Origin of the sequence: Lentzea xinjiangensis, assembly GCF_900110955.1 — a bacterium.
GTDB classification, from domain to species: Bacteria; Actinomycetota; Actinomycetes; order Mycobacteriales; family Pseudonocardiaceae; genus Lentzea; species Lentzea xinjiangensis.
In genome coordinates this window covers 267,647-291,856 of sequence record NZ_FOFR01000006.1, presented here as the reverse complement: position 1 = coordinate 291,856, position 24,210 = coordinate 267,647, and the positions used below count along the sequence as shown (strand labels likewise).

19 protein-coding genes are annotated in these 24,210 nt (G+C 72.5%); 14 read left to right on the top strand and 5 right to left on the bottom strand.

Translation table 11 applies throughout. The annotated features are described in order from the left end of the window. Positions 1–560 precede the first annotated feature (560 nt). Both BMW88_RS16585 and BMW88_RS16580 read left to right on the top strand, forming a co-directional pair. The gene (locus BMW88_RS16585; RefSeq protein WP_089951601.1) at positions 561–845 is read left to right on the top strand and encodes a hypothetical protein; all 285 of its coding nucleotides are present in this window, start codon (positions 561–563) and stop codon (positions 843–845) included. After that, entirely contained in the window at positions 842–1,045 is a 204-nt protein-coding gene (locus BMW88_RS16580; RefSeq protein ID WP_089951600.1) for a cold-shock protein, read from the top strand. The genes BMW88_RS16585 and BMW88_RS16580 overlap by 4 nt, the downstream gene beginning before the upstream one ends. A 48-nt stretch (positions 1,046–1,093) precedes the next feature. Here the strand turns inward: BMW88_RS16580 and BMW88_RS16575 are convergent, their stop codons facing one another. Further along, a complete protein-coding gene (locus tag BMW88_RS16575; RefSeq protein ID WP_089951599.1) occupies positions 1,094–1,573 on the bottom strand; it encodes a DUF6292 family protein in 480 nt (159 codons plus the stop codon). A gap of 308 nt (positions 1,574–1,881) precedes the next feature. Between BMW88_RS16575 and BMW88_RS16570 the strand changes: the two genes are divergently transcribed. The 6 genes from BMW88_RS16570 to BMW88_RS16545 all read left to right on the top strand — a co-directional run bounded on the left by BMW88_RS16570 (position 1,882) and on the right by BMW88_RS16545 (position 7,034). Beyond that, complete coding sequence (locus BMW88_RS16570) at positions 1,882–2,433, top strand: RNA polymerase sigma factor (protein WP_089951682.1); 552 nt, start codon at positions 1,882–1,884, stop codon at positions 2,431–2,433. A 280-nt stretch (positions 2,434–2,713) separates the two neighbouring features. Then, positions 2,714–3,508 carry a zf-HC2 domain-containing protein gene (locus BMW88_RS16565; RefSeq protein ID WP_089951598.1) on the top strand — a complete coding sequence of 265 codons (795 nt, stop codon included), beginning with the start codon at positions 2,714–2,716 and terminating at the stop codon, positions 3,506–3,508. Continuing rightward, positions 3,505–4,269 carry an ABC transporter ATP-binding protein gene (locus BMW88_RS16560; RefSeq protein ID WP_089951597.1) on the top strand — a complete coding sequence of 255 codons (765 nt, stop codon included), beginning with the start codon at positions 3,505–3,507 and terminating at the stop codon, positions 4,267–4,269. The genes BMW88_RS16565 and BMW88_RS16560 overlap by 4 nt, the downstream gene beginning before the upstream one ends. Positions 4,270–4,363: 94 nt before the next feature. Beyond that, positions 4,364–5,125, top strand: coding sequence for an ABC transporter ATP-binding protein (locus BMW88_RS16555; RefSeq protein WP_089951680.1), 762 nt, complete (start codon positions 4,364–4,366; stop codon positions 5,123–5,125). Beyond that, positions 5,122–6,471, top strand: a complete 1,350-nt coding sequence (locus BMW88_RS16550; protein ID WP_089951596.1) for a hypothetical protein — start codon at positions 5,122–5,124, stop codon at positions 6,469–6,471. The genes BMW88_RS16555 and BMW88_RS16550 overlap by 4 nt, the downstream gene beginning before the upstream one ends. Beyond that, the gene (locus BMW88_RS16545; RefSeq protein ID WP_143116103.1) at positions 6,468–7,034 is read left to right on the top strand and encodes a hypothetical protein; all 567 of its coding nucleotides are present in this window, start codon (positions 6,468–6,470) and stop codon (positions 7,032–7,034) included. The genes BMW88_RS16550 and BMW88_RS16545 overlap by 4 nt, the downstream gene beginning before the upstream one ends. A 4-nt stretch (positions 7,035–7,038) precedes the next feature. Here BMW88_RS16545 and BMW88_RS16540 read toward each other — a convergent pair whose 3' ends face one another. Continuing rightward, on the bottom strand, positions 7,039–8,280 hold the full coding sequence (locus tag BMW88_RS16540) for an MFS transporter (protein WP_245777834.1): 1,242 nt from the start codon (positions 8,278–8,280) through the stop codon (positions 7,039–7,041). A gap of 117 nt (positions 8,281–8,397) precedes the next feature. Between BMW88_RS16540 and BMW88_RS16535 the strand changes: the two genes are divergently transcribed. The 3 genes from BMW88_RS16535 (at position 8,398) to BMW88_RS16525 (ending at position 11,957) form a co-directional block, all read left to right on the top strand. After that, positions 8,398–10,245 carry a sigma-70 family RNA polymerase sigma factor gene (locus BMW88_RS16535; protein ID WP_089951594.1) on the top strand — a complete coding sequence of 616 codons (1,848 nt, stop codon included), beginning with the start codon at positions 8,398–8,400 and terminating at the stop codon, positions 10,243–10,245. 63 nt (positions 10,246–10,308) lie between these two features. Beyond that, entirely contained in the window at positions 10,309–11,370 is a 1,062-nt protein-coding gene (locus BMW88_RS16530; RefSeq protein WP_218148086.1) for a DUF1996 domain-containing protein, read from the top strand. Beyond that, positions 11,370–11,957: a DUF305 domain-containing protein gene (locus BMW88_RS16525; RefSeq protein ID WP_177221134.1), complete on the top strand. Its 588-nt coding sequence runs from the start codon at positions 11,370–11,372 to the stop codon at positions 11,955–11,957. The genes BMW88_RS16530 and BMW88_RS16525 overlap by 1 nt, the downstream gene beginning before the upstream one ends. Before the next feature lie 47 nt (positions 11,958–12,004). On the opposite strand, the gene BMW88_RS16520 is transcribed toward BMW88_RS16525, so the two are convergent. The 3 genes from BMW88_RS16520 to BMW88_RS16510 all read right to left on the bottom strand — a co-directional run bounded on the left by BMW88_RS16520 (position 12,005) and on the right by BMW88_RS16510 (position 13,981). Next, complete coding sequence (locus tag BMW88_RS16520; protein ID WP_089951592.1) at positions 12,005–12,436, bottom strand: ATP-binding protein; 432 nt, start codon at positions 12,434–12,436, stop codon at positions 12,005–12,007. 18 nt (positions 12,437–12,454) lie between these two features. Continuing rightward, positions 12,455–12,823 (bottom strand): STAS domain-containing protein, encoded by a 369-nt coding sequence (locus tag BMW88_RS16515; protein ID WP_089951591.1) that lies wholly within the window; start codon positions 12,821–12,823, stop codon positions 12,455–12,457. A gap of 129 nt (positions 12,824–12,952) precedes the next feature. Further along, positions 12,953–13,981, bottom strand: a complete 1,029-nt coding sequence (locus BMW88_RS16510; RefSeq protein WP_089951590.1) for a Ppx/GppA phosphatase family protein — start codon at positions 13,979–13,981, stop codon at positions 12,953–12,955. A gap of 888 nt (positions 13,982–14,869) precedes the next feature. Between BMW88_RS16510 and BMW88_RS16505 the strand changes: the two genes are divergently transcribed. The 3 genes from BMW88_RS16505 (at position 14,870) to BMW88_RS16495 (ending at position 24,206) form a co-directional block, all read left to right on the top strand. After that, positions 14,870–19,399, top strand: coding sequence for a HAMP domain-containing protein (locus BMW88_RS16505; RefSeq protein ID WP_089951589.1), 4,530 nt, complete (start codon positions 14,870–14,872; stop codon positions 19,397–19,399). Further along, complete coding sequence (locus tag BMW88_RS16500) at positions 19,369–21,693, top strand: SpoIIE family protein phosphatase (protein WP_089951588.1); 2,325 nt, start codon at positions 19,369–19,371, stop codon at positions 21,691–21,693. The genes BMW88_RS16505 and BMW88_RS16500 overlap by 31 nt, the downstream gene beginning before the upstream one ends. 251 nt (positions 21,694–21,944) lie before the next feature. After that, the gene (locus BMW88_RS16495) at positions 21,945–24,206 is read left to right on the top strand and encodes a catalase (RefSeq protein ID WP_089951587.1); all 2,262 of its coding nucleotides are present in this window, start codon (positions 21,945–21,947) and stop codon (positions 24,204–24,206) included. Positions 24,207–24,210 lie beyond the last annotated feature (4 nt).

Below are 24,210 nucleotides of genomic sequence, written 5' to 3'. Positions count from 1 at the left end.
CGGCACGAGCCGTCCGACGTCACGCCCGCTCCCGGCCACCGGGCGGCCGTGACGACCGCGGGTTCTCGCCCGAAGCGGTCCGCCGCGTCTCGGCCCTGCCGCCGGTCGGGTATGGCGGCCCACCTCGCCCTGCGCCGTTCCCGAGCGCGGGCGCAGCGCCGCTCACTCCCCCGTGGCGCACACGGCCGAAGCACGCTGACGGCACTCGCGGCGCCGAAGCCCTGGGCGCTCGGGTGCCTCACCCGAACGTGCCACCCGCCCATGTCGCGGCCGTGGCGAAACCCCTCTTCTCCCGTGGATCCGCGTTCCGTGGGGTAGGGTCGGGCTCGTTGGGGTTCCAGTTGCCGGCACCCAGCCGCCACGGCCCCCTTCCAGTCCGGTCCGGTGCTTTCTCCTCCGGCCGGAGATTGGAGCACCGGCTTGCCGCCGGATCGCCCTCACTCCTCCCCGCTCCTCCGGATCTTCTCAGCCCACGGCACGCCGAGCGGTCTCCACCTGCCGCCGCCGCCCCGCCGGGCCGAGGTCACCGGGACGTGGCTCTCAGCAAGGCTGGTGCACGCATGATGCCGACCACACCGCAGGCCAAGGCCAAGGGCGCCGCCACCTGCTTCGCCGAAGCCCGCATCGCCGCGGGAAAGGCGGAAGCCGTCCAGCAGCGCCACGCGGCGCGCAGGGTCGCGGAGCACTCCCGCGACGCGGACGACTGCCGGGACCTGCTGCTGATGCTGGGCCTGTCGGACCTCGCGCCGAGTGGTGAACCGCGCCTGCCGCACGACCTGTCCGCGGACCCGGCCTCCCCGGAGGCGCTCGGCGTGTTCCGGTCGACCGAAGGAGCTCTTCGATGACCCAGGGAACCGTCAAGTGGTTCAACGGCACCAAGGGATTCGGCTTCATCGCCCCTGAGGGCGGCGGCCCGGACCTCTTCGTGCACCACTCCGAGGTCCAGGACTACGACCACCAGGGCATCCCGGACAACCAGGCCGTGGAGTTCGAGGTCGGCGCCGGCGCCAAGGGGCCGCAGGCCGTAAGCGTCCGCGTTCTCTGACGCCGGAAGGGGGCGGGACACCACGCGGTGGCCCGCCCTCCGGCACGATCAGTCGTCCGTCTGGGGTGCGTGGCGTTCCATGCACTCGGCGAGGTCCGACCACCCCATGAGCTGCACCCCGGCCGCCGGGAACTCCCGCACGCCCCGGTGCGTCATGGAGTCGGCCACGAGACGTGCCACCGCTTCCGGCGCGGGCACGACGTCCCCCGTCGAGCGGGCGAGGACGATGGGCGGCTCGGCGGGATCGGTCTCGATCGACACCGTCCAGCCCCTCGTCGCGCTCCAGGCGAGCATGACGTCACGGCCCGGGTACTCCACCGCACGGCCCCCGAGCGCGATGTACGCGGTGGCGGTGTCCGTCACCTCGCAGCTGATGCCGTCGCGCGGCACCTCCAGCGCCTCGGCGACCTTCCGCACGTAGCGCTCGAGAGCGCCGGCCAGCAGGTGTGCGCCCTCCGACGTGGCGGAGGGAGCGGGCTTCGCCCGTGGCAGACCCCGATCGTCGCTGATGGGCGTTGCCGGTGCCATGAGAACCCCGTCTTCCTCAGGTCGCTGCGGAGCCACAACCGACGTGGGCGCAGACCGCGGAGGTGACGAAGCGAGTGGACGAGCCGATCAACGGCCCTGCGCTCACACTCTAGCCGACGTGGGCCGGCGGCGAGGATGACGTGATCATCGGCTGAGCCCGCGGATCCTCTTCGGACGGACGGGACCGTGGATGGTCGTCCGTCCACCCGGGTTGACCACACGACCTGCTCGGCGCGTCGCCGTGACGCACACCACAGCTTCGCGAGAACCTGAACCGCGCGCCCGACGTCTTGCGGAGTGTGAGAGCCATCCGGGGTGAGCCGGCCGACCTCGACGAGGAACAGCTCGTGCGCCGAGTCGCACGGGGCGACCGCGGCGCGTTCGAGGAGCTGTACCGCCGCACCTCGCCGTGGCTGACGGTGCGGCTGCGCAGGCGCTGCTCGGACGAGCAGATCGTCGCCGAGGTGCTGCAGGAGACCTACCTGGCGGTGTGGCGCGCGGCGGACGCGTTCGCCGGCGCCACCGCCGGGGGCAGCGCGGTCGGCTGGCTGTGGACCATCGCCGCCCGCCGCCTGATCGACGCCTTCCGCCGCCGCGCGCACCACGCCCAGCCACCGGCCGCCGCCGCGCCGTCGCGCACCACCCCGGCCGCCGAGGAGTCGGTGCTGGACGGGGTGGTCGGCGACGAGGTCGGGGACGCGTTGCGCAGACTGGCGCCCGAGCTGCGGCAGGTGTTGCAGGCGATGGTGCTCGACGGACTCTCGGTCCGGGAGACCTCGCTCCTGCTCGGCGTGCCGGAGGGGACGGTCAAGACCCGCGCCCGGCGAGCCCGGATCGCGATGAGGGAGGCGCTGACATGACCCCGCACCCGCTCGGCTGTTCCGGCGGCGCCGTCATCGGCCGCGCGCCGAGCACTGATCCCGCGCGGTCGCGGCCAGGCGCGTCCACCGGATCCGGAGAACCGCCGCACCCGCACAGCACCGACGCCCGTCGCCTGAACCGCATCGCTAAAGGCGCCAGCACAACCCCACATCCGCCAGCCGCTCCCCCCAACCGGCACCACGGACACCGACCACGAGCGGCACCCGAGCACAGCACCCGCGTCAGCCCCGCACGAACCGCGACCGAGGAGGCGCTGGCATGACCGCGAACCACCCGGGAGAGCACCTGCTGCGCCGCTACGCGCGCGGCGACGACGACATCGCCGCCGACGAGCTGTGGGCGGTCGAGGCGCACCTGGAAACCTGTGCCCCCTGCCGCGGCCGGCTCGCCCCCGACCCGCTCGCCACGGCGGTGTGGGCCGATCTGGCCCCGCTCGTCGCGCGCACGCCGCAGATGCCGCGTGCCCGGCCGTGGCGGCGGCTGCTGCACGGCTGGGTCTCTCCGGCGGCGGGGCCGTGGCTCGCCATGATGCTGCTCGTCACCGCGGCGGCGGTGGGGCTCGACCAGGCGGGCACGACCGCGGGCGGGCAGGTGCCGCTGGTGCTGCTGGTCGCGCCGGTGCTGCCGGTGCTCGGGGTCGCCGCGTCCTGGGGGCGGTCGTTCGACCCCGCGCACGAGCTCACCGCCGCCACGCCGCGCGCGGGGTTGCCGTTGCTGTTCCGGCGGACGGCGTCCGTGCTGGCCGTGGTCGTTCCCGGGCTGGCGGTGGCCGGCCTGCTGACCGACGTCGCGCCCGCCCGGTGGCTGCTGCCCTGCCTCGCGTTCACCGTCGGCACGCTCGCTCTCGGCGCGCTGGTCGGCATCACCCGTGCCGCGATCGGTCTCGTCGTGGCCTGGGCCGCCGCCATCGTCGCGCCGACCTTCGCGTTCAGCCGGATGCCCATCGCACTCGACGCGGCCGCCACGCCGGTGTGGGCCGGGGCGCTCGCCGCGGGGCTGGTCGTGATCGCGGCGCGCAGGATGGCGTTCACGCGACTGGAGGCGAACCGATGACCGCGCCCACCACCTACGCCTGGGAGATCGAGGCGCGCGGCCTGCGCGTCAAGGCCGGGCGGCGGATGGCCGTCGACGACGTCACCCTCACCCTGGGCCGGGGCGTGCACGGCCTGCTCGGCCCCAACGGCGCGGGCAAGACGACGCTCATCCGCGCGCTCGCCACCGTGCTGCGGCCGGCTTCCGGTGCGCTGTCGCTGCTGGGCGGGACGGACCTGCGCGAGGTGCGCCGCCGCACCGGGTACCTGCCGCAGGAGTTCGGGCACTACCGGCGGTTCACGGTCCGCGAGTTCGTCGCGTACGTGGCGTGGCTCAAGGAGATGCCCTCCCGCGATGTCCCGGCCGCCGTGCAGCGCGCCGTCGACCGGGTGGGGCTCGCCGACCGCGCCGACGACAAGCTCAAGACGTTGTCCGGCGGCATGGTCCGCCGGGTCGGCATCGCGCAGGCGATCGTCAACGACCCGGAGGTGCTGCTGCTGGACGAACCCACCGTGGGCCTCGACCCCGCGCAACGGCTGCGGTTCCGCGAGCTGCTCGTGGAGCTGGGCGCCGACGCGTGCGTGGTCGTCTCGACCCACCTGGTGGAAGACGTCGCCGCCGCGTGCACGGACGTGGTGCTGCTTTCCGAGGGGAAACTCGTCTTCCAGGGCACCCCCGCCCGGCTCGCCGCCGCGGGCACGGCCGAGCACCCCGGCGACAGCCCGATCGAACGCGGCTACAGCGCGGTGCTCGCCACCCGGCGCGAGCGGGGGTCGTGGTGAAGAAATGTGTTGCCGGTCACGGGAAATCGAGAACCGCGGCCGCCTGTGTGCCGTCTTGCCGAAGGTGAAGGGCAAGCCGCACGAGGAGATCACGATGAACGGAATCGAGGCCGACGGCCTGGTGGTGCGCGTGGGCGGCCGCCGTGGCCGCAACGCGGTGAACGGGCTGGACCTGCGGCTCGGCCGCGGTGTGCACGGGCTGCTCGGCCCGAACGGCGCGGGCAAGACGACCCTGATCAGGACGCTGGCGACGGTGCAGGCGCCCACCGCGGGATCGTTGTCGTTGCTGGGCACGCCGGTGAGCGGCCGGCTCAGGCCGGTGCGGCGGCGGCTGGGGTACCTGCCGCAGCACTTCGGCTTCTACAAGCGGTTCAAGGTCCGCGAGTTCGTCGAGTACCTGGCCTGGTTGAAGGAGATGCCGCCGGCGTCGATCCCCGGCGCCGTGCACCGCGCACTGGAACGGGTGGGGCTGACCGACCGCGCCGACGACAAGCTCAAGACGTTGTCCGGCGGCATGGTCCGCCGGGTCGGCATCGCGCAGGCGATCGTCAACGAGCCGGAGGTGCTGCTGCTGGACGAACCCACGGTCGGCCTCGATCCCGCGCAACGGCTGCGGTTCCGCGAGCTGGTGGTCGAGCTCGGGCAGCAGGCGTGCGTGCTGATCTCGACGCACCTGGTCGAGGACGTCGCGGCGGCGTGCACCGACGTGGTGCTCGTGTCGGAGGGATCCGCGGTGTTCCAGGGGACCCCGGCCGATCTCGCCACCGCGGGAACGGACGCCCACGTGGGCGACAGCCCCATCGAGCGCGGCTACTCGGCGCTGATCAGCGCGCGGACCGGCGGAGGTGCCTGGTGACCGGGTTGCGCATCGAACTGCGGCGCTCGACCGCGCTCTGGGCCGGGTTGCTCGTCCTCGTCTCCGGCGCGGGGATGCTCGTGCTGGTCACGTCGGCGAACGCGAGGTGGAAGGGCAACTCGACCTCGGCGGTGCTCGAGCTCCGGCTGCCGCTCGCGTACGTGTGGGCGCTCGTGGTCGGCCTCGCCGTCTTCCAGGGCATGCGGGACAGCCGGGCCGGGGTGACCGAGCTGTTCTCCGCGACGTCACGGCCCGGCTGGGTCCGGCTGGGCACGCTCGCTTCGGCGGTGGCGGCTGTGGTCGCCGCTGCCACCGCGCTGCTGTGCGCGGGTGTGGTCGCCGTGGTCGCGTTCGGCGGCGGGTTCGTCTCCGTCGGCTTCCTCCCGCTCATGGTGACCGTGGTGATCGCGCTGGCGTCGAGCGTCCTGCTGGGCCTCGCCGTGGGGCGGCTGCTGCCCCACCCGCTGACCGTGCCGGTGGCGCTGGTGGCGACGTTCATGGTGGCGACCGCGGCGGGGCGGGCGCTGGACGGGCGGACCGCCGACGACGAGGTGTCCCGGCTGGCACTGCTGGTGCCGGTCCTCGACCCACCGAGCTCGGACCTCGTGACGACGTCGACGTCGGTCGACATCGGGCAGATCGTGTGGTTCACCGGGCTCGGGGTGACGGCGTTCCTGCTGCTGGTGGCGCGCTCCTGGTCCGGACGGCTCGCGGCGCTGGTCCCGGCCGGGCTGGCGGTGGCCCTCGCCTTGTCGATCATGCCGAGCAAGCTCTCCGGCGTGCTGGTGACGGACTCCCTCGCGGGCGAGCTGGTCTGCGACGGCCGGGTCTGCGTGAGCCGGGCCCACGAGGACCGCCTGCCCGTGGTGGCCGCGGTCGGCCGGGAGGTGCTGGCCGCGCTCGCGGTGCTGCCCGGCCCGCCCACCGAGGTCCGGGAGGACACCTCCGCGATGGCCTACCTCACCGCGCCGCAACGCAGCCGCGACGTCGTCTACGTGCGGTCGCAGGGATATCCGCGGGTGCTCACCATGCCCCCGGCGCAGTTGCGGCTGGAGCTGCTCGCCGGCGCGGGCGTCGCCGACTGCTCCACGCCGAACACCATCGACGTCCAGGAAGCCGTCGTGCGCTACCTGACGGCCGGCTACTTCAACGGCGGGCTCGCCGAACTGGCTTCCGAGCCGTACGTGTGGACGAACACGCGCTCGCGTTCCGAGGTCGAGGCCGCCTGGCAGGCCCTGCGGAGCCAGTCCCCGCAGGAACAGCTCAGGCGCGTGGCACAGGTGCGGGAGATGTTGCTGGAGTGCCAGGACTCCTCGCGCGCGCTCGACGTGCTGAGGGCGGCGTGATGAGGCAGCTCGCGTTGTACGCGCGGTCGCGCGGAGTGCCCGCGGCCCTGGTGGTTCTGCCTGTCGTGGTGTTCGTCGCGTGGTTGGCGTTGCACACACCGTGGACCGCGCTCAGCGCGTCGCTGACGTCGCTGGCCGCCGTTCTGGTCGTGACGGTGGGTCTCGCGGGGCAGGACCCGGAACTGGACTCGTCGACGGCCGTGCCGTGGCCGCTGTGGCGGTTCGGGCACCTCGTGGCCGCCGCCGTGCCGGCCGCGGTCTCGGTGCTGCTCGTGCAGCAGCTCGGGCAGGAGCCGTTCGACGCCGCGTTCGTCGTGCGCGACACCGCGGGCATGATCGGGCTGGCCGGGCTGGCGGCGACGGTGGCGGGGGCCCGGTTCGCTCCCGCCGCCCCGGTGCTGTGGTGGGCGGTGGCGGCGATGGTGCCGCCCGGCGACTCGCTGCCCGGCCGGATCGCCACGTGGCCGCTCGGCCCGCCGGACGACGCGGTGACGACGTGGACGGCCGGTGTGCTCTTCGTGGCCGGGGTCGCCGCCTACTCGGCACGCGGCGGGCGGCGCTGAGCGGCTACGGCACCGGTGCGCGCGTGGCGCGGCCGCTGACGAGTCCCGCCGCGACCGCGACGAGCTGGCAGGCGGCGACGACCAGCACGACGACGCCGGGGCCTTGCGGCAGCAGACCGGTGAGCAGCGCGCCCAGCGAGAACGCGCCGATCTTGAGGCTCGCCCCGGTCGTCGACACCTGGCCCAGCAGCTCCGGCGGGCTGTAGCGCTGCCGGGCGGTGATCAACGAGGTCAGCGCCGGCCCCTGCACCAGCCCGGCCAGCAGCGCGAAGGCGAGCAGCCACCCGATGGTCTCCGCGAACGCCCACGGCACGAGCGCCACCCCGAAGGCGGCGATCGTCACGAACAGGACGCGTTCCGGAAGCCATCGGGGCAGGTGCGGCCGCAGCGCCAGCACCGAGATGACGCAGCCGACGTCGAGCACGGCCATCACCACACCGCCCAGGCTCCGGTCCGCGCCGGTGGACTCGACCAGCCACGGCAGCGCCACGACCAGCATCCCGAACCCGGCGAAGCTCAGCACCGACGCGACCGTGGCCGCCCGCAGCGGCGCCGTCCGGACGAGGTGCCGCGCCCCGGCCCGCAACGCCAGGACGAGCGACGGGTGCGACGACACCGGCGCCGGACCGAGCACGAGCCGCAGCGTGCACAGCCCGCCGAGCACGCCCAGCAGGCACACCGCGACCATCGCGACCGCGGGAGACCACGTGAACGCGATCCCGCCTGCCAGCGCGGGCCCCACGATCGCGGTGGCGCTGAACAGCACCGAGTCGTAGGCGGTCACCCGCGGCAGGTCGACGCCGAGCCTGGGCAGCATGCCGGTGAACCCGCCGCTCGTCATCGGCAGCGCCAGCCCCGCGAGCACCGCGAGCAGGGGCATGCCGGGCGGCGGCACGAAGACCAGGCACAACGCCGTGCCGGCGAGCAGGAACTGGTTGCCCGCGAGTGCGAGGAGCGGCCGTCCGGTGCGGTCGAGCCACGCCCCGAGCACCGGACCGGTGACGACCGCGGGCAACGTGTACCCCGCCGTGGTGAGCGCCGTCAGCAGCACGCTCCCCGTGCGGTCCGCGACCAGCAGGACCAGCGCGAACAACACCATCTCGTCGGCGAGGCGAGCCAGTCCGGCCGACCACAGGTACCGCCACATGTGCCGTTCGTACCAGCGGTCCTGCGCGTGGTCGACCGGATTGCGCACCCTCGACGCCGGCCTCGCGGCGCTGCCGGCCCGAGCCGTAGGGTGGCTCACCGCCGGCTTCACCCGCGGTCAGCAGAGCGCTCGAAAAAGTCGGCGAGGTTTTCGTTATCGCCGGTCGCCCGGGACATCTCCTGGTCAGAGAACCCTGGACCGGCAAGTGAGGTGGACATGGCGGTGGCCGAGGAACCCGGCGTCGCGACGGTGGTGGCCGCGCGCGACGGCGACCAGCGCGCGTTGGACGACCTGGTGGCCGGATACCTGCCCCTCGTCTACAACATCGTGGGGCACGCGCTCGGCGGTCACGCGGACACCGACGACGTGGTCCAGGAGACCATGCTCCGGGCGGTGCACGGGCTGTCGTCGCTGCGCGATCCCGCCGGGTTCCGGTCGTGGCTCGTCGTGATCGCGATGAACCAGATCCGGCTGCGGCACCGCGAACGCCAGCGGGTGCCGGTCACCGGTCCGGTGCCCGACGACGTCGCCGATCCCGGCGCGGACTTCGTCGACCTCACGATCATGCGCCTGCACCTGTCGGGGCAGCGGCGCGAGGTCGTGGCGGCGACCCGGTGGCTCAGCGCGGACGAGCGCGAGCTGCTGTCGCTGTGGTGGCTGGAAGCGGCCGGGCGGCTGACCCGCGCGGAGGTCGCCACCGCGCTCGAACTGACGCCGCAGCACACCGCCGTGCGGGTGCAGCGCGTCAAAGCGCAGCTCGACGCCGCCCGCATCGTGGTGCGGGCGCTGGAGCGCACGCCGCGCTGCCCCGAGCTCGCCGACGTGGTCGCGGACTGGGACGGCGACCCCAGCCCGTTGTGGCGCAAGCGGATCGCCCGGCACAGCCGCGCCTGTGCCCGCTGCGAGCGCTGCGGTCACGACCTGGCGGCAGTCGAGGGGCTCATCGCCCGGCTGCCGCTGGTGCCGCTGCCCGCCGCGTTCGGGTTCGAGCAGCCGCTGCTCGCCGGGTCGCAGGTGGGCACCTCCCCGGTCGCGGCGGACCCCGTCACCACCGGCAAACTCAGCCTGTTCCTGCAGGGGACGCTGGTGAAACCGCTCGCGGCCGCCGCGGCCGCGGTGCTGGCCGCGGGCGTCGTGGTCGCCGTGCTGCCCTCGCGCGAGGAGCCGGTCGCCCGGGCGACCACGACCAGCATCTCCAGCACGCCCACGACGACACCGCCCACCACCACACCCCTTTCGTCGGCACCGTCGTCGGCACCGTCGCCCCAGCCACCACCGGCGACGACGACGGTCGCCAAGCCCGTCGCGCCCGCTCCCCCGGCCTCCGTCGCGGCCTCGGCGAAGAAGGGCGTCAGCACGTGGAACTTCGACGGTGTCGGCAAGGCGCTCACCGACGTCCGGGCGGGCTGGTACTACAACTGGGCGGTGCACCCCGACGGTGTCGTCACGCCGCCGAACGTCGAGTTCGTGCCGATGATCTGGGGCGCGAAGTTCACCGACGACGCCACGCTCGCCCGCGCGAAGGCGAACGGCAAGGTGCTGCTCGGGTTCAACGAGCCGGACTTCCCCGACCAGGCGAACATGTCGCCGGAGCAGGCGCTCGACCTGTGGCCGAAGCTGTCCGCGACCGGGCTGCGGCTCGGCAGTCCCGCGGTCGCGCACAGCGGTGACAAGCCGGGCGGCTGGCTCGACCGGTTCATGACCGGTGCGGCGCAACGAGGTCTGCGCGTCGACTTCATCGCGGTGCACTGGTACGGCTCGGACTTCAGCGCGGCCGCCGTCGGGCACCTGAAGAACTACCTCGACGCGGTGCACAAGCGGTACGGCAAACCGGTGTGGCTCACCGAGTACTCGCTCATCGACTTCTCGGGCGGTTCCCCGCGCTACCCGTCCCAGGCGGAGCTCGCGGCGTTCGCCCGCGGTTCCGGCGCGATGCTGGAGAGCCTGCCGTACCTGGAGCGGTACGCGTGGTTCGCGCTGCCCGCCGACAAGCCGGGCACCGGCCTCTACGCCCCCGGCGGCATCCCCAACCAGGCCGGTCAGGCCTACCGCGACGCGGGCTGAGCCCGCGCCGCTCCCGATCCGCACCACCCCTGTGTCAGTTCACCCTGCTCGAAAGGACCTTCGATGACCCACGCCCCCACCACGTCGCGGTTGCGGAGGCGCGTCCTGATCGCCGTCCTCTCCGTGGCCGGCGTCGCGGCCTCCGCGGTGACCGCGAACGCGATGTTCTTCTCCCCGCCCAAGCCACCGAAGGTGGCGATCTCGGCGAGCCCGGCCGCGACCTCCCCGGCGCGGGCGCAGACGCAGGCGCAGGCCACGGCGGCCGACCCCACGACGACCGCGCCCGGATCGACCGGCACGTCCGTCCCCGCCCCCGCGACCACCGAGGCGGTCGCCCTGCCCGCGCAGGAGCCGATCCCGCCGAACGCCGTGCGCGTCGCGGAGTTCGTCGCCGAGTGCCCGTTCACGCACCGGCTGCCGGACGACCCGATCGTCTTCCCGAACCTGCCCGGTGTCTCGCACCTGCACAGCTTCTTCGGCAACGTCTCGACCAACGCCCACTCCGACGTCGAGAGCCTCGCCAAGGCCACCAGCACGTGCAGCCCCAAGGCCGACCTGTCGTCGTACTGGGTGCCCACGCTGCTGGTCGACGGCCAGCCCGTCGAGCCGACCGGCACGACCTTCTACTACCTCGGTGAAGGAGTGCGCGACGACGTGATCGCCCGCACCCGGCCGCTGCCGTACGGGCTGCGGGTCGTCGCGGGCAACGCCAAGGCCACCGCACCCGACGACAGCACGAGGTCGCGCTGGTCGTGCCTGCACGCCGGTCACGTCGGCGCCTCCAAGGACTTCGTGAACTGCCCGGCGGGCACGATGATGGAGTCCTACCTGGACTTCCCGCAGTGCTGGAACGGCAAGGACCTGGACTCCGCCGACCACAAGAGCCACATGGCCTACCCGGTCGCGGGCGACTGCCCGGCGACGCACCCCGTGCCGGTGCCGAAGCTGCGCCAGGTGCTGCGCTACCCGGTGAGCGGCGACCCGGCGCGCTTCAAGCTGGCGTCCGGCCCCGGCTACACGATGCACGGCGACTTCTTCAACGCCTGGCCGGAAGCCGAGATGGCGCAGCGCGTGCGCGACTGCATCAACCGGATCGTAAAGTGCGGACCGGACGGCCGTCCGTAGTGAGGGTTCTCGCCATCGCGGCGGTCCTGGTGGTGGCGGGCTGCGGCGCGACAGTCGCCGCGGCCCCGCCAGCCGGTCCGGCACCGGCCGGTTCGTTGCCGGCCGGTTCGTTGCCGGCCGGTTCGGTGCAGCCCAGTCCGGGACCGGCCGGCCTGTCGCCCACCGACCTGGCGTTCGTGGAGCTGGTGATCCCGCAGAACGAGTCCGCGCTCGCGGCGGTCACGGTGGCGGCGACCAGGCCCGGCTCCGCGCTGCGCCCGGTGGCGAGCCGGGTCGAGGCCGGCTACCGGGCGGAGCTGGCGGTGGCCAGGGAGCTGCTCGCCCTGGCCGGCAGGCAGGAGACCGGTCTGCACGACGGCCACGACATGCCCGGCATGATCACGACCGCGGAGCTGGCGGCGCTCGGAAGCGCCCGGGACACCGCCTTCGACCAGCACCTGGAGCAGCTGCTGCGCACCCAGTTCGAGGAAGCGCGCACCGTCGCCCGCGCCGAGCTCTCGTCCGGCAAGAGCGCACCGGCGCTCGAACTGGGAGCCCGCATCGAGCGCACGCGAGCCGAGTTCCTGGCTCTCCTGGACGCCTCGTAGCCGACCGGATCAGTCCACTTCGGACCGGGCTGCGGCGGCCACTGACGTCACCGGCACGTTCCTGGCGCGCTTCGCGTTGTGACGCAAGGAACGACGGCGAACACCGTCTTGCCGCCGCCCGGCGCCGGGGTCGAACCCCACTCGCTCGTGGCGTTGTCGATCATCACCAGACCCCTGCCGCGGTGCCCGCCCAGCCGTGAGCGCCCCTTGACCGGGTGCTGCGGGGAGGAGTCGTCGACCTCGATCGTGACCTCGCAGGGAGCCCGGCCGTGCAGGAGGCGGAGCCGGCCAGTGCCCCTCGTGTGGTCCAGCACGTTGCTCACCAGCTCCGACACCACTAGGAGCACGTCGTAGCAGTGGTCCGCGCCGAGGGAGTGCAGCACCGCGCCGACCTCGCGGCGGAGATCGGTCAGCTCCAGGTCCGGGCCGATCGGGAAGTCCATGACCAGGGCGTGGGCGGGTTCATCGTCGACGGTCACGGAGCAGCCTGATCACCATCAGCCGATCGCCCGCAGGGCGTCCGGCACCGTCCAGTGCACGTCGACCAGGTCGTCGACCCCGGTGATCCCCAGGACGCGCCGGACGAGACCCGCGCCGGCGACGAGCGCGAACGCGGTCCGCTGCTCGACGGCCCGCTGATCGCTGCGCAGCACCACCTGAACGCCGGTCGACCCCATGAAGGTGACGCCGGTGAGGTCGAGGACGAACAGCCGCGGCCCGGTCGCGAGCTGGGTGTCGACCTCGTCGTCGACCACGTGACCGGTGCACATGTCGATCTCGCCGCGGACGGAGGTGATCGGCGCGCGGGCGCCGGCGTCGACGGTTCTCACGGAGATGAGCAGCGGTCGCCGAGCTGACTGGGTCATGCCGTCGCTCTTCCTGCAGAGATGGGACACCACGCACCGTGCTGCCCTGACACGTGACCGGCCGGCTTCGCACCGGGCACGTCAGGCCGGTGTACCCGGCCGGACCTGCCGCCAAACGCCCGCGCGGGTCTAGGGCTCCCGGCCCGGCTGTTCCGCCCGCAGCGGCGTGACCGTGGCGTCGGTGGAGCCGGGCAGGCGGACCAGCGGTTGCAACGGCAGCGCCACCTCCTGGTCCGACATCGCCGCGAGGTGCTGCAACATGATGCCCTCGCGCAGCGCCCACGGGCAGATCCGCACCTGCTCGACCCCGAGAGCCGACATGGTGGCGTGGGCGACGACGGCGCCCGCGAGGATCTGCCGCGCCCGCGGCTGGGACACGCCGCGCAACCGGCCGCGCTCCTTGGCCGAGAGCCGGGCCAGCCGCGGGATCCACTCCCTGACGTCCCGGACGTGCAGCATCCTGGTCACGAAGGGCCCCTCCCGCTGCGATGCCGCTCCCGCCAGGCGGGCCAGCTGCTTGAAGGTCTTCGACGTCGCGACGACGCGTTGCGGCACGCTCTCCCACCGCAGCCGGTTGACCACCTCGCCCAGGGTGTCGTGGACGTGCTTGCGCAACGCCCTGAGCTGCGCGCGGCTCGGTGGGTCGTCGTGCAGGAACGCACGGGTCAGCCGTCCCGCGCCGACGGGCAGCGACAGGGCCAGCTCGGGCTCGGCGTCGCGGCCGAGGGCGATCTCCATCGAGCCGCCGCCGATGTCGAGCAGGAGCAGCCGTCCCGCCGACCAGCCGTACCAGCGGTGCGCCGCGAAGTAGGTGAGCCGCGCTTCCTGCTGGCCGGACAGGAACTGCGGCCGGATGCCGGCCACCCGCTCGATCTCGTCGATGATCTCCTCGCGGTTGGCCGCGTCGCGGATCGCGGAGGTGGCGAACGTGTAGAGCTGGTCGACGCCGTGCAGGTACGCGGCTCCGACGGCGTCCTTCACCGCTCGCACCACCCGCCGGACACCGTCTTCGTCGATGAGGCCGTCGGGGCGGATGGCCTCACCGAGCAGGGTCGGTTCCTTCACGCAGTGGGCGGGCAGCGGCGGTGCGCCCGCGCGGACGTCCACGATCTGCAGCTGCGCCGAGTTCGACCCGATGTCCAGCACTCCAAGACGCATGGGGGTCCTTCTCCGGTTCCGGTCAGGTCCACGCCGGCTCGGTCACCGGCCGGCGGTCCGGCGCGGGGAGTCCACAGAAGACAGAACGGGCGGCGTTCCGCCACGCGCTTTTCCGGTTCCCCCGCGCGAATCGTTCTCGCGGCACGTTCTCACCTCCTGGTCTCGGGCGGCGAGTACCCGCGCGGTCTTGCCCGAAACTCCTTTCAGGGCAAGGTAACGCCGTGGTGTGACGGCCGGTTCGAGTCCACAGTGGATGATCTTGGGATCTCGGGTGTCCGCCACCGATCCGTTGTGCGGCGCCTCCCGATCGACGGGGTCCGGCGGGACTCGCGGGACGCGGCGAGCCACGCCGATCGGACGGATGCGGCGGTCACGTCGACCACGCGGACGCGGCCCGTTCCGCGGGTGGGCCGCCGAGGCCGCGCAGCGGTGCCGACGAGCACGTCCCGGCACCGCCCGGTTCACCGGCTCGGCCCGCGACCCCGGCGGCCATCGACCCGCGCAACGGCCGAACGGCTCCCGCGGCAATTCCACTACCCGCTGATCCACCTCACCACCCGACACCGAGAGCTACGAAAATCTTCAACAGCTCCCGGCCTCCGCAGGTGGACGAGCCGCGGACCTGCCGTTCCACCCCGCCCCCTGACGACGGCCGACGCCAGACGACCCACTCGTTCAGGTGATCGCCCGACTCCGGCGCGTGACCGGCCACAGTGGACTCATAGGGTGCGAATGCGTTGCCCGCCAGCGGGCGCCGGGGAACTCGTGGAACTCCGATCACGGTCCGCGGCGGGTGTTCCAGTAATGTCGTTCGGGTTCGAGAGGTGAGCTTGAGCAAACAGGTGTCCACCTCCACGTGGTGTCAGCCGTGCAGTGGAGGACCAAGCAATGAGTGGCACGACGGCGTCGGTAGACCGTTCCGCCGAGCAGGACGCGCGAAGAGCAGTGGACCTGCCTGAGCTGCGGCAACTGCTGGCCGGGCTCACGGCCGTGCGCGACGGCGACTTCGGCATCCGCCTGCCCGACGACTCCGACGGTCTGCTCGGCGAGATCGCGACGGTCTTCAACGGCATGGTCGACCAGCTCTCGCTGTTCACCTCCGAGGTCACCCGCGTCGCCCGCGAGGTCGGCACCGACGGCAGGCTGGGCGGTCAGGCCGAGGTGCCGGGGGTCTCCGGCACCTGGAAGGACCTCACCGACTCGGTGAACGCCATGGCGGGCAACCTGACGAGCCAGGTCCGCGACATCGCCCAGGTGGCCACGGCGGTGGCCCGCGGCGACCTGAGCCAGAAGATCGACGTGGACGCGCGCGGCGAGATCCTCGAGCTCAAGAACACCGTGAACACCATGGTCGACCAGCTCTCCAGCTTCGCCGACGAGGTCACCCGCGTCGCGCGCGAGGTCGGCAGCGAGGGCAGGCTCGGCGGGCAGGCGGAGGTCCCCGGCGTCGGCGGGGTGTGGCTCGACCTCACCAACTCCGTGAACTTCATGGCGGGCAACCTCACCGACCAGGTCCGCAACATCGCCCAGGTGACGACCGCGGTCGCGCGGGGCGACCTGAGCCAGAAGATCACCGTCACGGCCCGGGGCGAGATCCTCGAGCTGAAGAACACCATCAACACGATGGTCGACCAGCTCTCCTCCTTCGCCGACGAGGTCACCCGCGTCTCCCGCGAGGTCGGCACCGACGGCCGCCTGGGCGGCCAGGCCGACGTCAAGGGCGTCTCCGGCACCTGGCGCGACCTCACCGACTCGGTGAACTTCATGGCGGGCAACCTCACCGCGCAGGTGCGCTCCATCGCCCAGGTCGCCACGGCGGTGGCGCGGGGCGACCTGAGCCAGAAGATCCGCGTCGACGCCCGCGGCGAGATCCTGGAGCTGAAGGAGACCATCAACACGATGGTCGACCAGCTCTCCTCCTTCGCCGACGAGGTCACCCGCGTGTCCCGCGAGGTCGGCACCGACGGCCGTCTCGGCGGCCAGGCCGACGTCAAGGGCGTCTCCGGCACGTGGAAGGACCTCACCGAGTCGGTCAACGTCATGGCCGACAACCTCACCGCGCAGGTGCGGTCCATCGCCCAGGTGACGACCGCGGTGGCGCGCGGTGACCTGAGCCAGAAGATCCGCGTCGACGCCCGCGGCGAGATCCTGGAGCTGAAGGAGACCATCAACACGATGGTCGACCAGCTCTCCGGCTTCGCCGACGAGGTCACCCGCGTGTCCCGCGAGGTGGGCACCGAGGGCAACCTGGGCGGGCAGGCGACCGTGCGCGGCGTCTCCGGCACGTGGAAGCACCTGACGGACAACGTCAACGTCATGGCGTCCAACCTGACCAACCAGGTGCGGTCCATCGCGCAGGTCGCGACCGCGGTGGCGAAGGGCGACCTCAGCCAGAAGATCACCGTCGAGGCCAAGGGCGAGGTCGCCGCGCTGGCCGGCGTGATCAACACGATGGTCGACACGCTGTCCGCGTTCGCCGACGAGGTCACCCGCGTCGCCCGCGAGGTCGGCACCGAGGGCATGCTCGGCGGGCAGGCGCGCGTGCCCAACGTCGCCGGCACGTGGAAGGACCTCACCGACAACGTCAACTTCATGGCGAACAACCTGACCAACCAGGTGCGCAACATCGCCCAGGTCACCACCGCCGTCGCGCAGGGCGACCTGACGAAGAAGATCGACGTCGACGCCCGCGGCGAGATCCTCGAGCTCAAGACGACGATCAACACCATGGTCGACCAGCTCGGCTCGTTCGCCGCCGAGGTGACCCGCGTGGCGCGCGAGGTCGGCAGCGAGGGGCGCCTGGGCGGCCAGGCCGAGGTCGAGGGCGTCTCCGGCACGTGGAAGCGGCTCACCGAGAACGTCAACGAGCTCGCCGGCAACCTGACCAGGCAGGTGCGGGCCATCGCCGAGGTGACCAGCGCGGTCGCCGAGGGCGACCTGACCCGCTCGATCACCGTCGAGGCCTCCGGTGAGGTCGCCGAGCTCAAGGACAACATCAACTCGATGGTGGGCTCGCTGCGCGACTCCACCAAGGCCAACCAGGACCAGGACTGGCTGAAGTCGAACCTGGCCCGCATCTCCGGGCTCATGCAGGGCCGGCGGGACCTCGCCGTGGTCGCCGAGCTGATCATGGACGAGCTGACGCCGCTGGTGTCGGCCCAGTTCGGCGCCTTCTACCTGGCCGACGACACCGCCGAGCAGCCGGAGCTGCGGCTGATCAGCTCCTACGGGCACCCCGACGACGAGACGCGGCCGACCCGGTTCCGGTTCGGGACCTCGCTCGTCGGCCAGGCCGCCCGCAGCCGCCGCACCATCGCCGTCGACGAGATGCCGGCGGACTACGTCGCCATCAGCTCCGGCCTCGGCCGCACCGCGCCGGTGAACCTCGTCGTGCTGCCGATCGTGGTGGAGGACCAGGTCCTCGGCGTCATCGAGCTGGCGTCGGTGCACCACTTCACCGACATCCACCGCGACTTCCTCGAACAGCTGATGGAGACCATCGGCGTCAACGTCAACACCATCATCGCCAACGCGCGCACCGACGAGCTGCTCGTCGAGTCGCAGCGCCTCGCCGAGGAGCTCCAGTCGCGCTCCGGTGAGCTGCAGGTGCGGCAGGAGGAGCTGCAGCGCTCCAACGCCGAGCTGGAGGAGAAGGCGGCGCTGCTCGCCACGCAGAACCGCGACATCGAGGCCAAGAACCTCGAGATCGAGCAGGCCCGCCAGGAGCTGGAGACCCGCGCGCGGGAGCTCGCGCTCGCCTCGAAGTACAAGTCGGAGTTCCTGGCCAACATGAGCCACGAACTGCGCACCCCGCTGAACAGCCTGCTGATCCTCGCCCAGCTGCTCGCGCAGAACCCGAGCCGCAACCTCACGCCGAAGCAGGTGGAGTACGCGGGGATCATCCACTCGGCGGGCTCCGACCTGCTGGGGCTGATCAACGACATCCTCGACCTGTCCAAGATCGAGGCTGGCAAGATGGACATCACGCCCGAACGCGTGTCGCTGCGGCAGCTGCTGGACTACGTCGAGGTGACGTTCCGGCCGCTCACCTCCCAGAAGGGGCTGAGCTTCCAGCTCACGACCTCGCCGGGCACGCCGCCGGAGCTCGTCACCGACGACACCCGGTTGCAGCAGGTGCTGCGCAACCTCCTGTCCAACGCGGTGAAGTTCACCGAGACCGGTGGCGTGGAGCTGCGCATCGAGCTCGCCGATCCCGCCGAGCTGCCCGCCGCGGTCCGCGCGCACGGCCAGGCGATCATGTTCCGGGTCAGCGACACCGGCATCGGCATCGCCGAACACCAGCTCGAGTCGATCTTCGGCGCGTTCCAGCAGGCGGACGGCACGACCAGCCGCAAGTACGGCGGCACCGGGCTGGGGTTGTCGATCAGCCGCGAGATCGCCTACCTGCTCGGCGGCTCGATCACCGCGGAGAGCACCCTCGGCAAGGGCAGCACCTTCACCCTCTACCTGCCGGTGCACCGCGAGGGCTTCCCCGAGCTCGTCCGGGAGGCGACCGAGCCGGAGACGCCCGCGGTGGCCGCGGAACCGGCGCCGGCCAGCACCCTCAAGCGCAGGCTGCTCGTCGTCGAGGAACGGCCGCAGGGCCTGCTGTCGCTCGTCGCGCAGAGCGCGGTGACCGACCTGTCCACGAGCAACGACCCGCGCGGACCGGTGGAGGTGGTCACCGCGGTCGGCCAGGAGGAAGCCGCGGCCGCCCTGGCGACCGAGCCGTACCACTGCGTCGTGCTGGAGCTGGGCATGCCGGAGGACGCCGCGCTGCGGTTCCTGGAGGCGCTCGACGGTGACACCGCCACCCGCACGATTCCCGTGCTGGCGCACAACAACCGCAGGTTGCCCATCACCTACGAGCAGGAGCTGCAGACCCGCGGCAGCACCCGCCCGCTGGAGCTGCTGTCCAGCCTGGACGAGCTGCGGGAGCGGATCGCGCTGCACCTCAACGCCGACGGCCCGGAGGACGTGCTGCCGCTCGTGCGCCCCGAGCAGCCGCGGCCGCAGCCCACGCTCCAGGTGGACGGTCAGCTCGCCGGGCGGACGGTGCTGATCGTCGACGACGACGCCCGCAACCTCTTCGCCCTGAGCAGCATCCTGGAGCTGCACGGCGTCCGCGTGCTGCACGCGGAGAACGGCAGGGAGGGCATCGAGGCGCTGGTCGGCCACCCCGAGATCGACCTCATCCTCATGGACGTGATGATGCCGGAGATGGACGGGTACGCCGCCACGTCCGCGATCCGCGCCATGCCGGACCACGCGGAGCTGCCGATCATCGCGGTGACGGCCAAGGCGATGCCGGGCGACCGGGACAAGAGCATCGCCTCCGGCGCCAACGACTACGTGACCAAGCCGGTGGACGCCGACGACCTCGTCGCGTGCGTGCACCGCTGGATTCGTTCCCGGTGACCCGCGACGACGCCGGCGTCGGGCGGCTCGCGGGCACGGTCGCCCGCCTGCGCAGGGAGATCGACGAGGCACGGGCCGCCGCGGACGGCCGGGCGCTCGTCGAGCTCGCCAAGGGTGTGCTCGTCGAGCGGCTGCGCTGTGGTCCCGCCGAGGCGGCGGGCCAGCTCGCCCTGCTCGCCGACCGGGCGGGCACCACCCAGCTCGAGCTCGCCGTGGAGATCATCAACGAGGTGTCGGGCGACGTGCTCACCGCGCTGCCCGCGCCGCCCGACGAGCCGCACACCACCGCGGCGGTCCGGTTGCGGACGGCGGAAAGCGGGGTGCTGCACGCGAACGACACGGAGGCCGTCGCCCAGTCGCTGTTCGCCCACGCGCTCGCACCGCTGGGCGCCACCGCCGTGGCGATCTGGTCGGCGGGCGCCGACTCCTCGCTCACCCTCGTCGGGCACGCCGGTTTCGCACCGGGCGAGGCGCACCGCTGGCGGTACGTCCCTCCGGGCGTGCCGACGCCGGCGCGCCGGGCGCTGACTGAGCGGGACGCGGTGTGGATCGCCGACCTCACCGGATCGGGACTGCCGTCGATCGGTGCCGGCCTGCCCGGCCGCGTCGCCGTCCCGGCGGGCACCGGTGGCCGGATCACCGGTGTGCTGGAGATCTGCTGGCCCACCGTGCTCGCGCCGCAGTCGCTGAGCGTGCACAAGCAGGTGGAGGCACTGGCGGAGCTGTCGGCCGCCACCCTCGACAGCACGGCGCCGGCGGCCTTGCCCGACCACGCCGGGCAGGCGCCGTCCGAGCTGGCCGACCTCGCCGACGGGCTGCTCGACCCCGCCTTCGTGCTGGGTCCCGAGGTCTCGCCCGACGGCACCATCACCGACTTCCGGGTGCACCACGTGAACAGCCGGTTCGTCGACATCGCCGGCCGGCCGCGCGCCGCGGTGGCGGGCAAGTCGTTGCTGGAGGCCTACCCGCTGGCGGCGGCCGAGGGCGACCTGTTCGACAAGATCGAGCACGTGCACGCGACCGGCGAGCCGTTCCGCGCCGAGCACATGAGCCTCGCCGCGCTGGTGGACGAGGTCCCGCTGACGGTGACGGCGGCCGTGAGCATCACCCGCCACGGCGTGCTCGTCCTCGTGGTGTGGCGGGTGCAGGACGAGGCCGCGCGCCTGGCCAACCTGCTGCAGCACGCGCAGCGCCTCGGCCGCGTCGGCGGTTTCGAGGAGGAGCAGCAGACCGGCAGGATCGTGTGGAACAGCCAGCTCTACGCGCTCTACGGGCGCGCGCCCGGCACCGATCCCGTGCCGCTGGCGGAGATCGCGGCGCACGCGCACCCCGACGACGTGCCCGCCCTCAACGGGTTCGTGCAGAACGTCCTGGGCGACCACCGGCACGCGTCAGCCGCGTTCCGGCTCCAGCGGCCCGACGGCGTCACCCGGCACGTCCGCGTCATCGCCGAGCCCGTCCTCGACACGCGCGGCACCCTGCTGGCCGTCCGCGGGGCCTACCAGGACGTCTCGGCCCAGCACTGGACCGAGGTCGCCCTGTCGGCGACGCAGGACCAGCTCGCGATCACCGCGCAGGAGGCGGCCGAGCGCAACCGGCTGACGCTGCAGCTCCAGCAGGTGATCATGCCTCCGACGCACCCCACGATCGACGCGTTCGGCCTGCACGTGGCCGTGCGCTACCGGCCGGCCGAGCAGGAGGAGCTGGTCGGCGGCGACTGGTACGACGCGGTCGTGCTGCCCTCCAAGCAGGTCCTGGTGTCGGTCGGGGACATCGCGGGCCACGGCATCCAGGGCGCGACGGGCATGGTCGTGCTGCGCAACGCGCTGCGCGGTCTCGCCGCCACCGGTGCCGGTCCCGCGCAGCTGCTGACGTGGCTGAACCTGGTGACGCACCACCTCACCGACAACATCTTCGCCACCGCGATCTGCGGCCTGTACGACCCGGACACCCGCGTGCTGCGCTGGGCTCGCGCGGGCCACCTGCCGCCGGTCCTGATCAGGAACGGGCAGGGCGACCTGCTGCCGATGCTGCGAGGCGTGATGCTCGGCGCGCTCGCGGAGTCGTTCTACGAAGAGGGCGAGGTCCTGCTGGAGGCAGGCGACACCCTGCTGCTCTACACCGACGGCCTGGTCGAGCGCCGGGACGTGCCGCTCGACGAGTGCCTGGAGCACCTGTGCGAGGCGGTGCGGGAACCCCGGTCGAGTTTGGACGACCTGCTGGACCACCTGCTCGCCCACAGCGAGTCCAACACCGATGACGACACGTGCGTCGTGGGCGTTCAGCTGCGGTGAGCACGGCCGGCCGCACGACGGTGCGGCCGGGTCCGAGGGCCGAACGGTCGCGGCAGGGCGACCGGTCCGTCCACTGTGGATCTCAACGGCCACGGGCGAGTGGACCGTGCGGAGGCCGCCGCGGCAGGCGCCGGAGCAAGGGATCGCGCCGGAGCACTCACCGGCGGCCGGACGGCCCAGCAGGTCGATGCATATCCCGCCGTTCTTCGGGTACTGCCTGAGCTGACGATCTCATTTTCGAGGGAGATGCTGTGGCGACCAAGAAGCCAGGCAAAGTCGTGAAGGACGTGCTCGAGAAGGCGGTCGACAAGGTCACCGAGATGGTGAACCCGCCGATTCCGGGCGTGCCCAACAGCGAGCCGCCGTCCTTCGAGGAACCGACCGAGCCGCGTGGACCGCTGCCGCCCAAGGCGGACCAGACCGGGCCCGAGACCGTGTCGCCGACGGGCGCGCCCACTGGTGCGCCGAAGGTGTCGATGGGCCAGCAGGGCGAGTTCCTCACCACGTCCGTGGGTGCGCGGCTGTACGACACCGACCACTCGCTGAAGGCGGGGGAACGCGGGCCGACGCTCCTGCAGGACCACCACCTGCGCGAGAAGATCATGCACTTCGACCACGAGCGCATCCCGGAGCGCGTCGTGCACGCGCGGGGATACGGCGTGCACGGCACTTTCCAGGGCTATGGCACCGCGTCGAACGTCTGCATGGCCGACTTCCTGGCCGACGGCGTCGAAACGCCGGTGTTCGTGCGGTTCTCGACGGTCGTCGGCTCACGGGGGTCCGCGGACACCGTCCGCGACACCCGCGGGTTCTCGACGAAGTTCTACACCCAGCAGGGCAACTTCGACCTGGTCGCGAACAACATCCCGGTCTTCTTCATCCAGGACGGGATCAAGTTCCCGGACATCATCCACGCGGCCAAGCCGCACCCGGACCGCGAGATCCCGCAGGCCCAGAGCGCGCACGACACGTTCTGGGACTTCGTCTCGACGCACACCGAGGCCACCCACCACGTCATGTGGCACATGTCCGACCGGGGCATCCCCCGGTCGTACCGCACGATGGAGGGCTTCGGCGTCCACACGTTCCGCCTCGTCAACGCCGCCGGCGAGACCGCGCTCGCGAAGTTCCACTGGAAGCCGAAGCTGGGCGTGCACTCCCTGGTGTGGGAGGAGGCGCAGATGATCAACGGCATCGACCCCGACTTCCACCGCCGCGACCTCGCCGACGCCATCGAGTCCGGGGCGTACCCGCAGTGGGAGCTCGGGTTGCAGGTGCTGCCCGACACGCCTCGGCAGACCTTCGAGGGCATCGACCTGCTCGACCCGACGAAGATCGTGCCGGAGGAGCTCGCGCCGGTGCAGCCGGTCGGCCTGCTCACGCTCAACCGCAACCCGATGAACTTCTTCGCGGAGACCGAGCAGGTCGCGTTCCACGTCGGCAACCTGGTGCCGGGCATCGACGTCACCGACGACCCGCTGTTGCAGGCGCGCCTGTTCTCCTACCTGGACACCCAGCTCACCAGGCTCGCCGGGCCGAACTTCAACCAGATCCCGATCAACCGCCCGCACGTGCCGGTGAACGACATGTTCCGCGACGGGTTCCACCAGCACGCGGTGCACGCCGGTGTGGCCCCGTACCGGCCGAACACCCTCGACGGCGGCAACCCGTTCACCGCCCGGGCCGAGGACCGGCCGCTGGTCGAGGTGGCGCAGCCGTTGCCGAAGGCGGTGAAGGTCCGCGAGGCTCCCACGTCGTTCGCCGACCACTACACGCAGCCGAGGATGTTCTGGCAGAGCCTGTCGCCGGTGGAGAAGGAGCACCTCGTGCGCGCCTTCACCTTCGAGCTCGGCAAGTGCTACGAGCAGGCCATCAAGGAACGCCAGCTGGCCGTGCTGGCCAACGTCGACCCGACGCTGTGCAGGGAGGTGGCGCAGGGGCTGGGACTGCCGGTGCCGAACGCCACGGTGCGGCCCAAGAAGGTCGCGCCGAGCCCGGCGCTGTCGCAGGTCGGCAAGACGTGGCCGACCGACGGGCGGCTGATCGGCATCGTGGTCGACCCGGCCGACCTCGACGGCGTGCGGGTGGTGCGCGAGGCCGTGCTGGCCGGCGGCATGGTGCCGTTGCTGATCGCGCCCACCGGCGGCCCGCTGGACGGCAGCGGCCTGGTCGCCCAGCGCACGTTCCTCACCGCGCGGTCGGTCGAGTTCGACGCCCTGCTGCTCGCGGGCAGCCCGCCGCCCGGCCCGGACGCGGTGCCCGCCAGGGACGACAAGGCCGGCGCGCCCGGCACCGCCGTCGACCCGCGGGTGGTCCTGATGGTCCAGGAGTGCTTCCGCCACTCCAAGGCCATCGGCGCGTGGGGAACCGGTCGCGTCGCCCTCGACGCCGCCGGGTGCGCGGCCGGACCGGGGATCGTGACCGGCGACGACGCGACGAAGGTGCTCACGGGCGTGACGGCGCTGCTCGGCGCCCACCGCGTGTGGGAGCGCTTCCCCGCGACGGTCTCCTGAGGCG

Bases quoted from the DNA above. Each gene is read 5' to 3' on its own strand.
- BMW88_RS16585 (WP_089951601.1), top strand. From the start codon at position 561: ATGATGCCGACCACACCGCAGGCCAAGGCCAAGGGCGCCGCCACCTGC.
- BMW88_RS16580 (WP_089951600.1), top strand. From the start codon at position 842: ATGACCCAGGGAACCGTCAAGTGGTTCAACGGCACCAAGGGATTCGGC.
- BMW88_RS16575 (WP_089951599.1), bottom strand. From the start codon at position 1,573: ATGGCACCGGCAACGCCCATCAGCGACGATCGGGGTCTGCCACGGGCG.
- BMW88_RS16565 (WP_089951598.1), top strand. From the start codon at position 2,714: ATGACCGCGAACCACCCGGGAGAGCACCTGCTGCGCCGCTACGCGCGC.
- BMW88_RS16560 (WP_089951597.1), top strand. From the start codon at position 3,505: ATGACCGCGCCCACCACCTACGCCTGGGAGATCGAGGCGCGCGGCCTG.
- BMW88_RS16555 (WP_089951680.1), top strand. From the start codon at position 4,364: ATGAACGGAATCGAGGCCGACGGCCTGGTGGTGCGCGTGGGCGGCCGC.
- BMW88_RS16535 (WP_089951594.1), top strand. From the start codon at position 8,398: ATGGCGGTGGCCGAGGAACCCGGCGTCGCGACGGTGGTGGCCGCGCGC.
- BMW88_RS16530 (WP_218148086.1), top strand. From the start codon at position 10,309: ATGACCCACGCCCCCACCACGTCGCGGTTGCGGAGGCGCGTCCTGATC.
- BMW88_RS16515 (WP_089951591.1), bottom strand. From the start codon at position 12,823: ATGACCCAGTCAGCTCGGCGACCGCTGCTCATCTCCGTGAGAACCGTC.
- BMW88_RS16510 (WP_089951590.1), bottom strand. From the start codon at position 13,981: ATGCGTCTTGGAGTGCTGGACATCGGGTCGAACTCGGCGCAGCTGCAG.
- BMW88_RS16505 (WP_089951589.1), top strand. From the start codon at position 14,870: ATGAGTGGCACGACGGCGTCGGTAGACCGTTCCGCCGAGCAGGACGCG.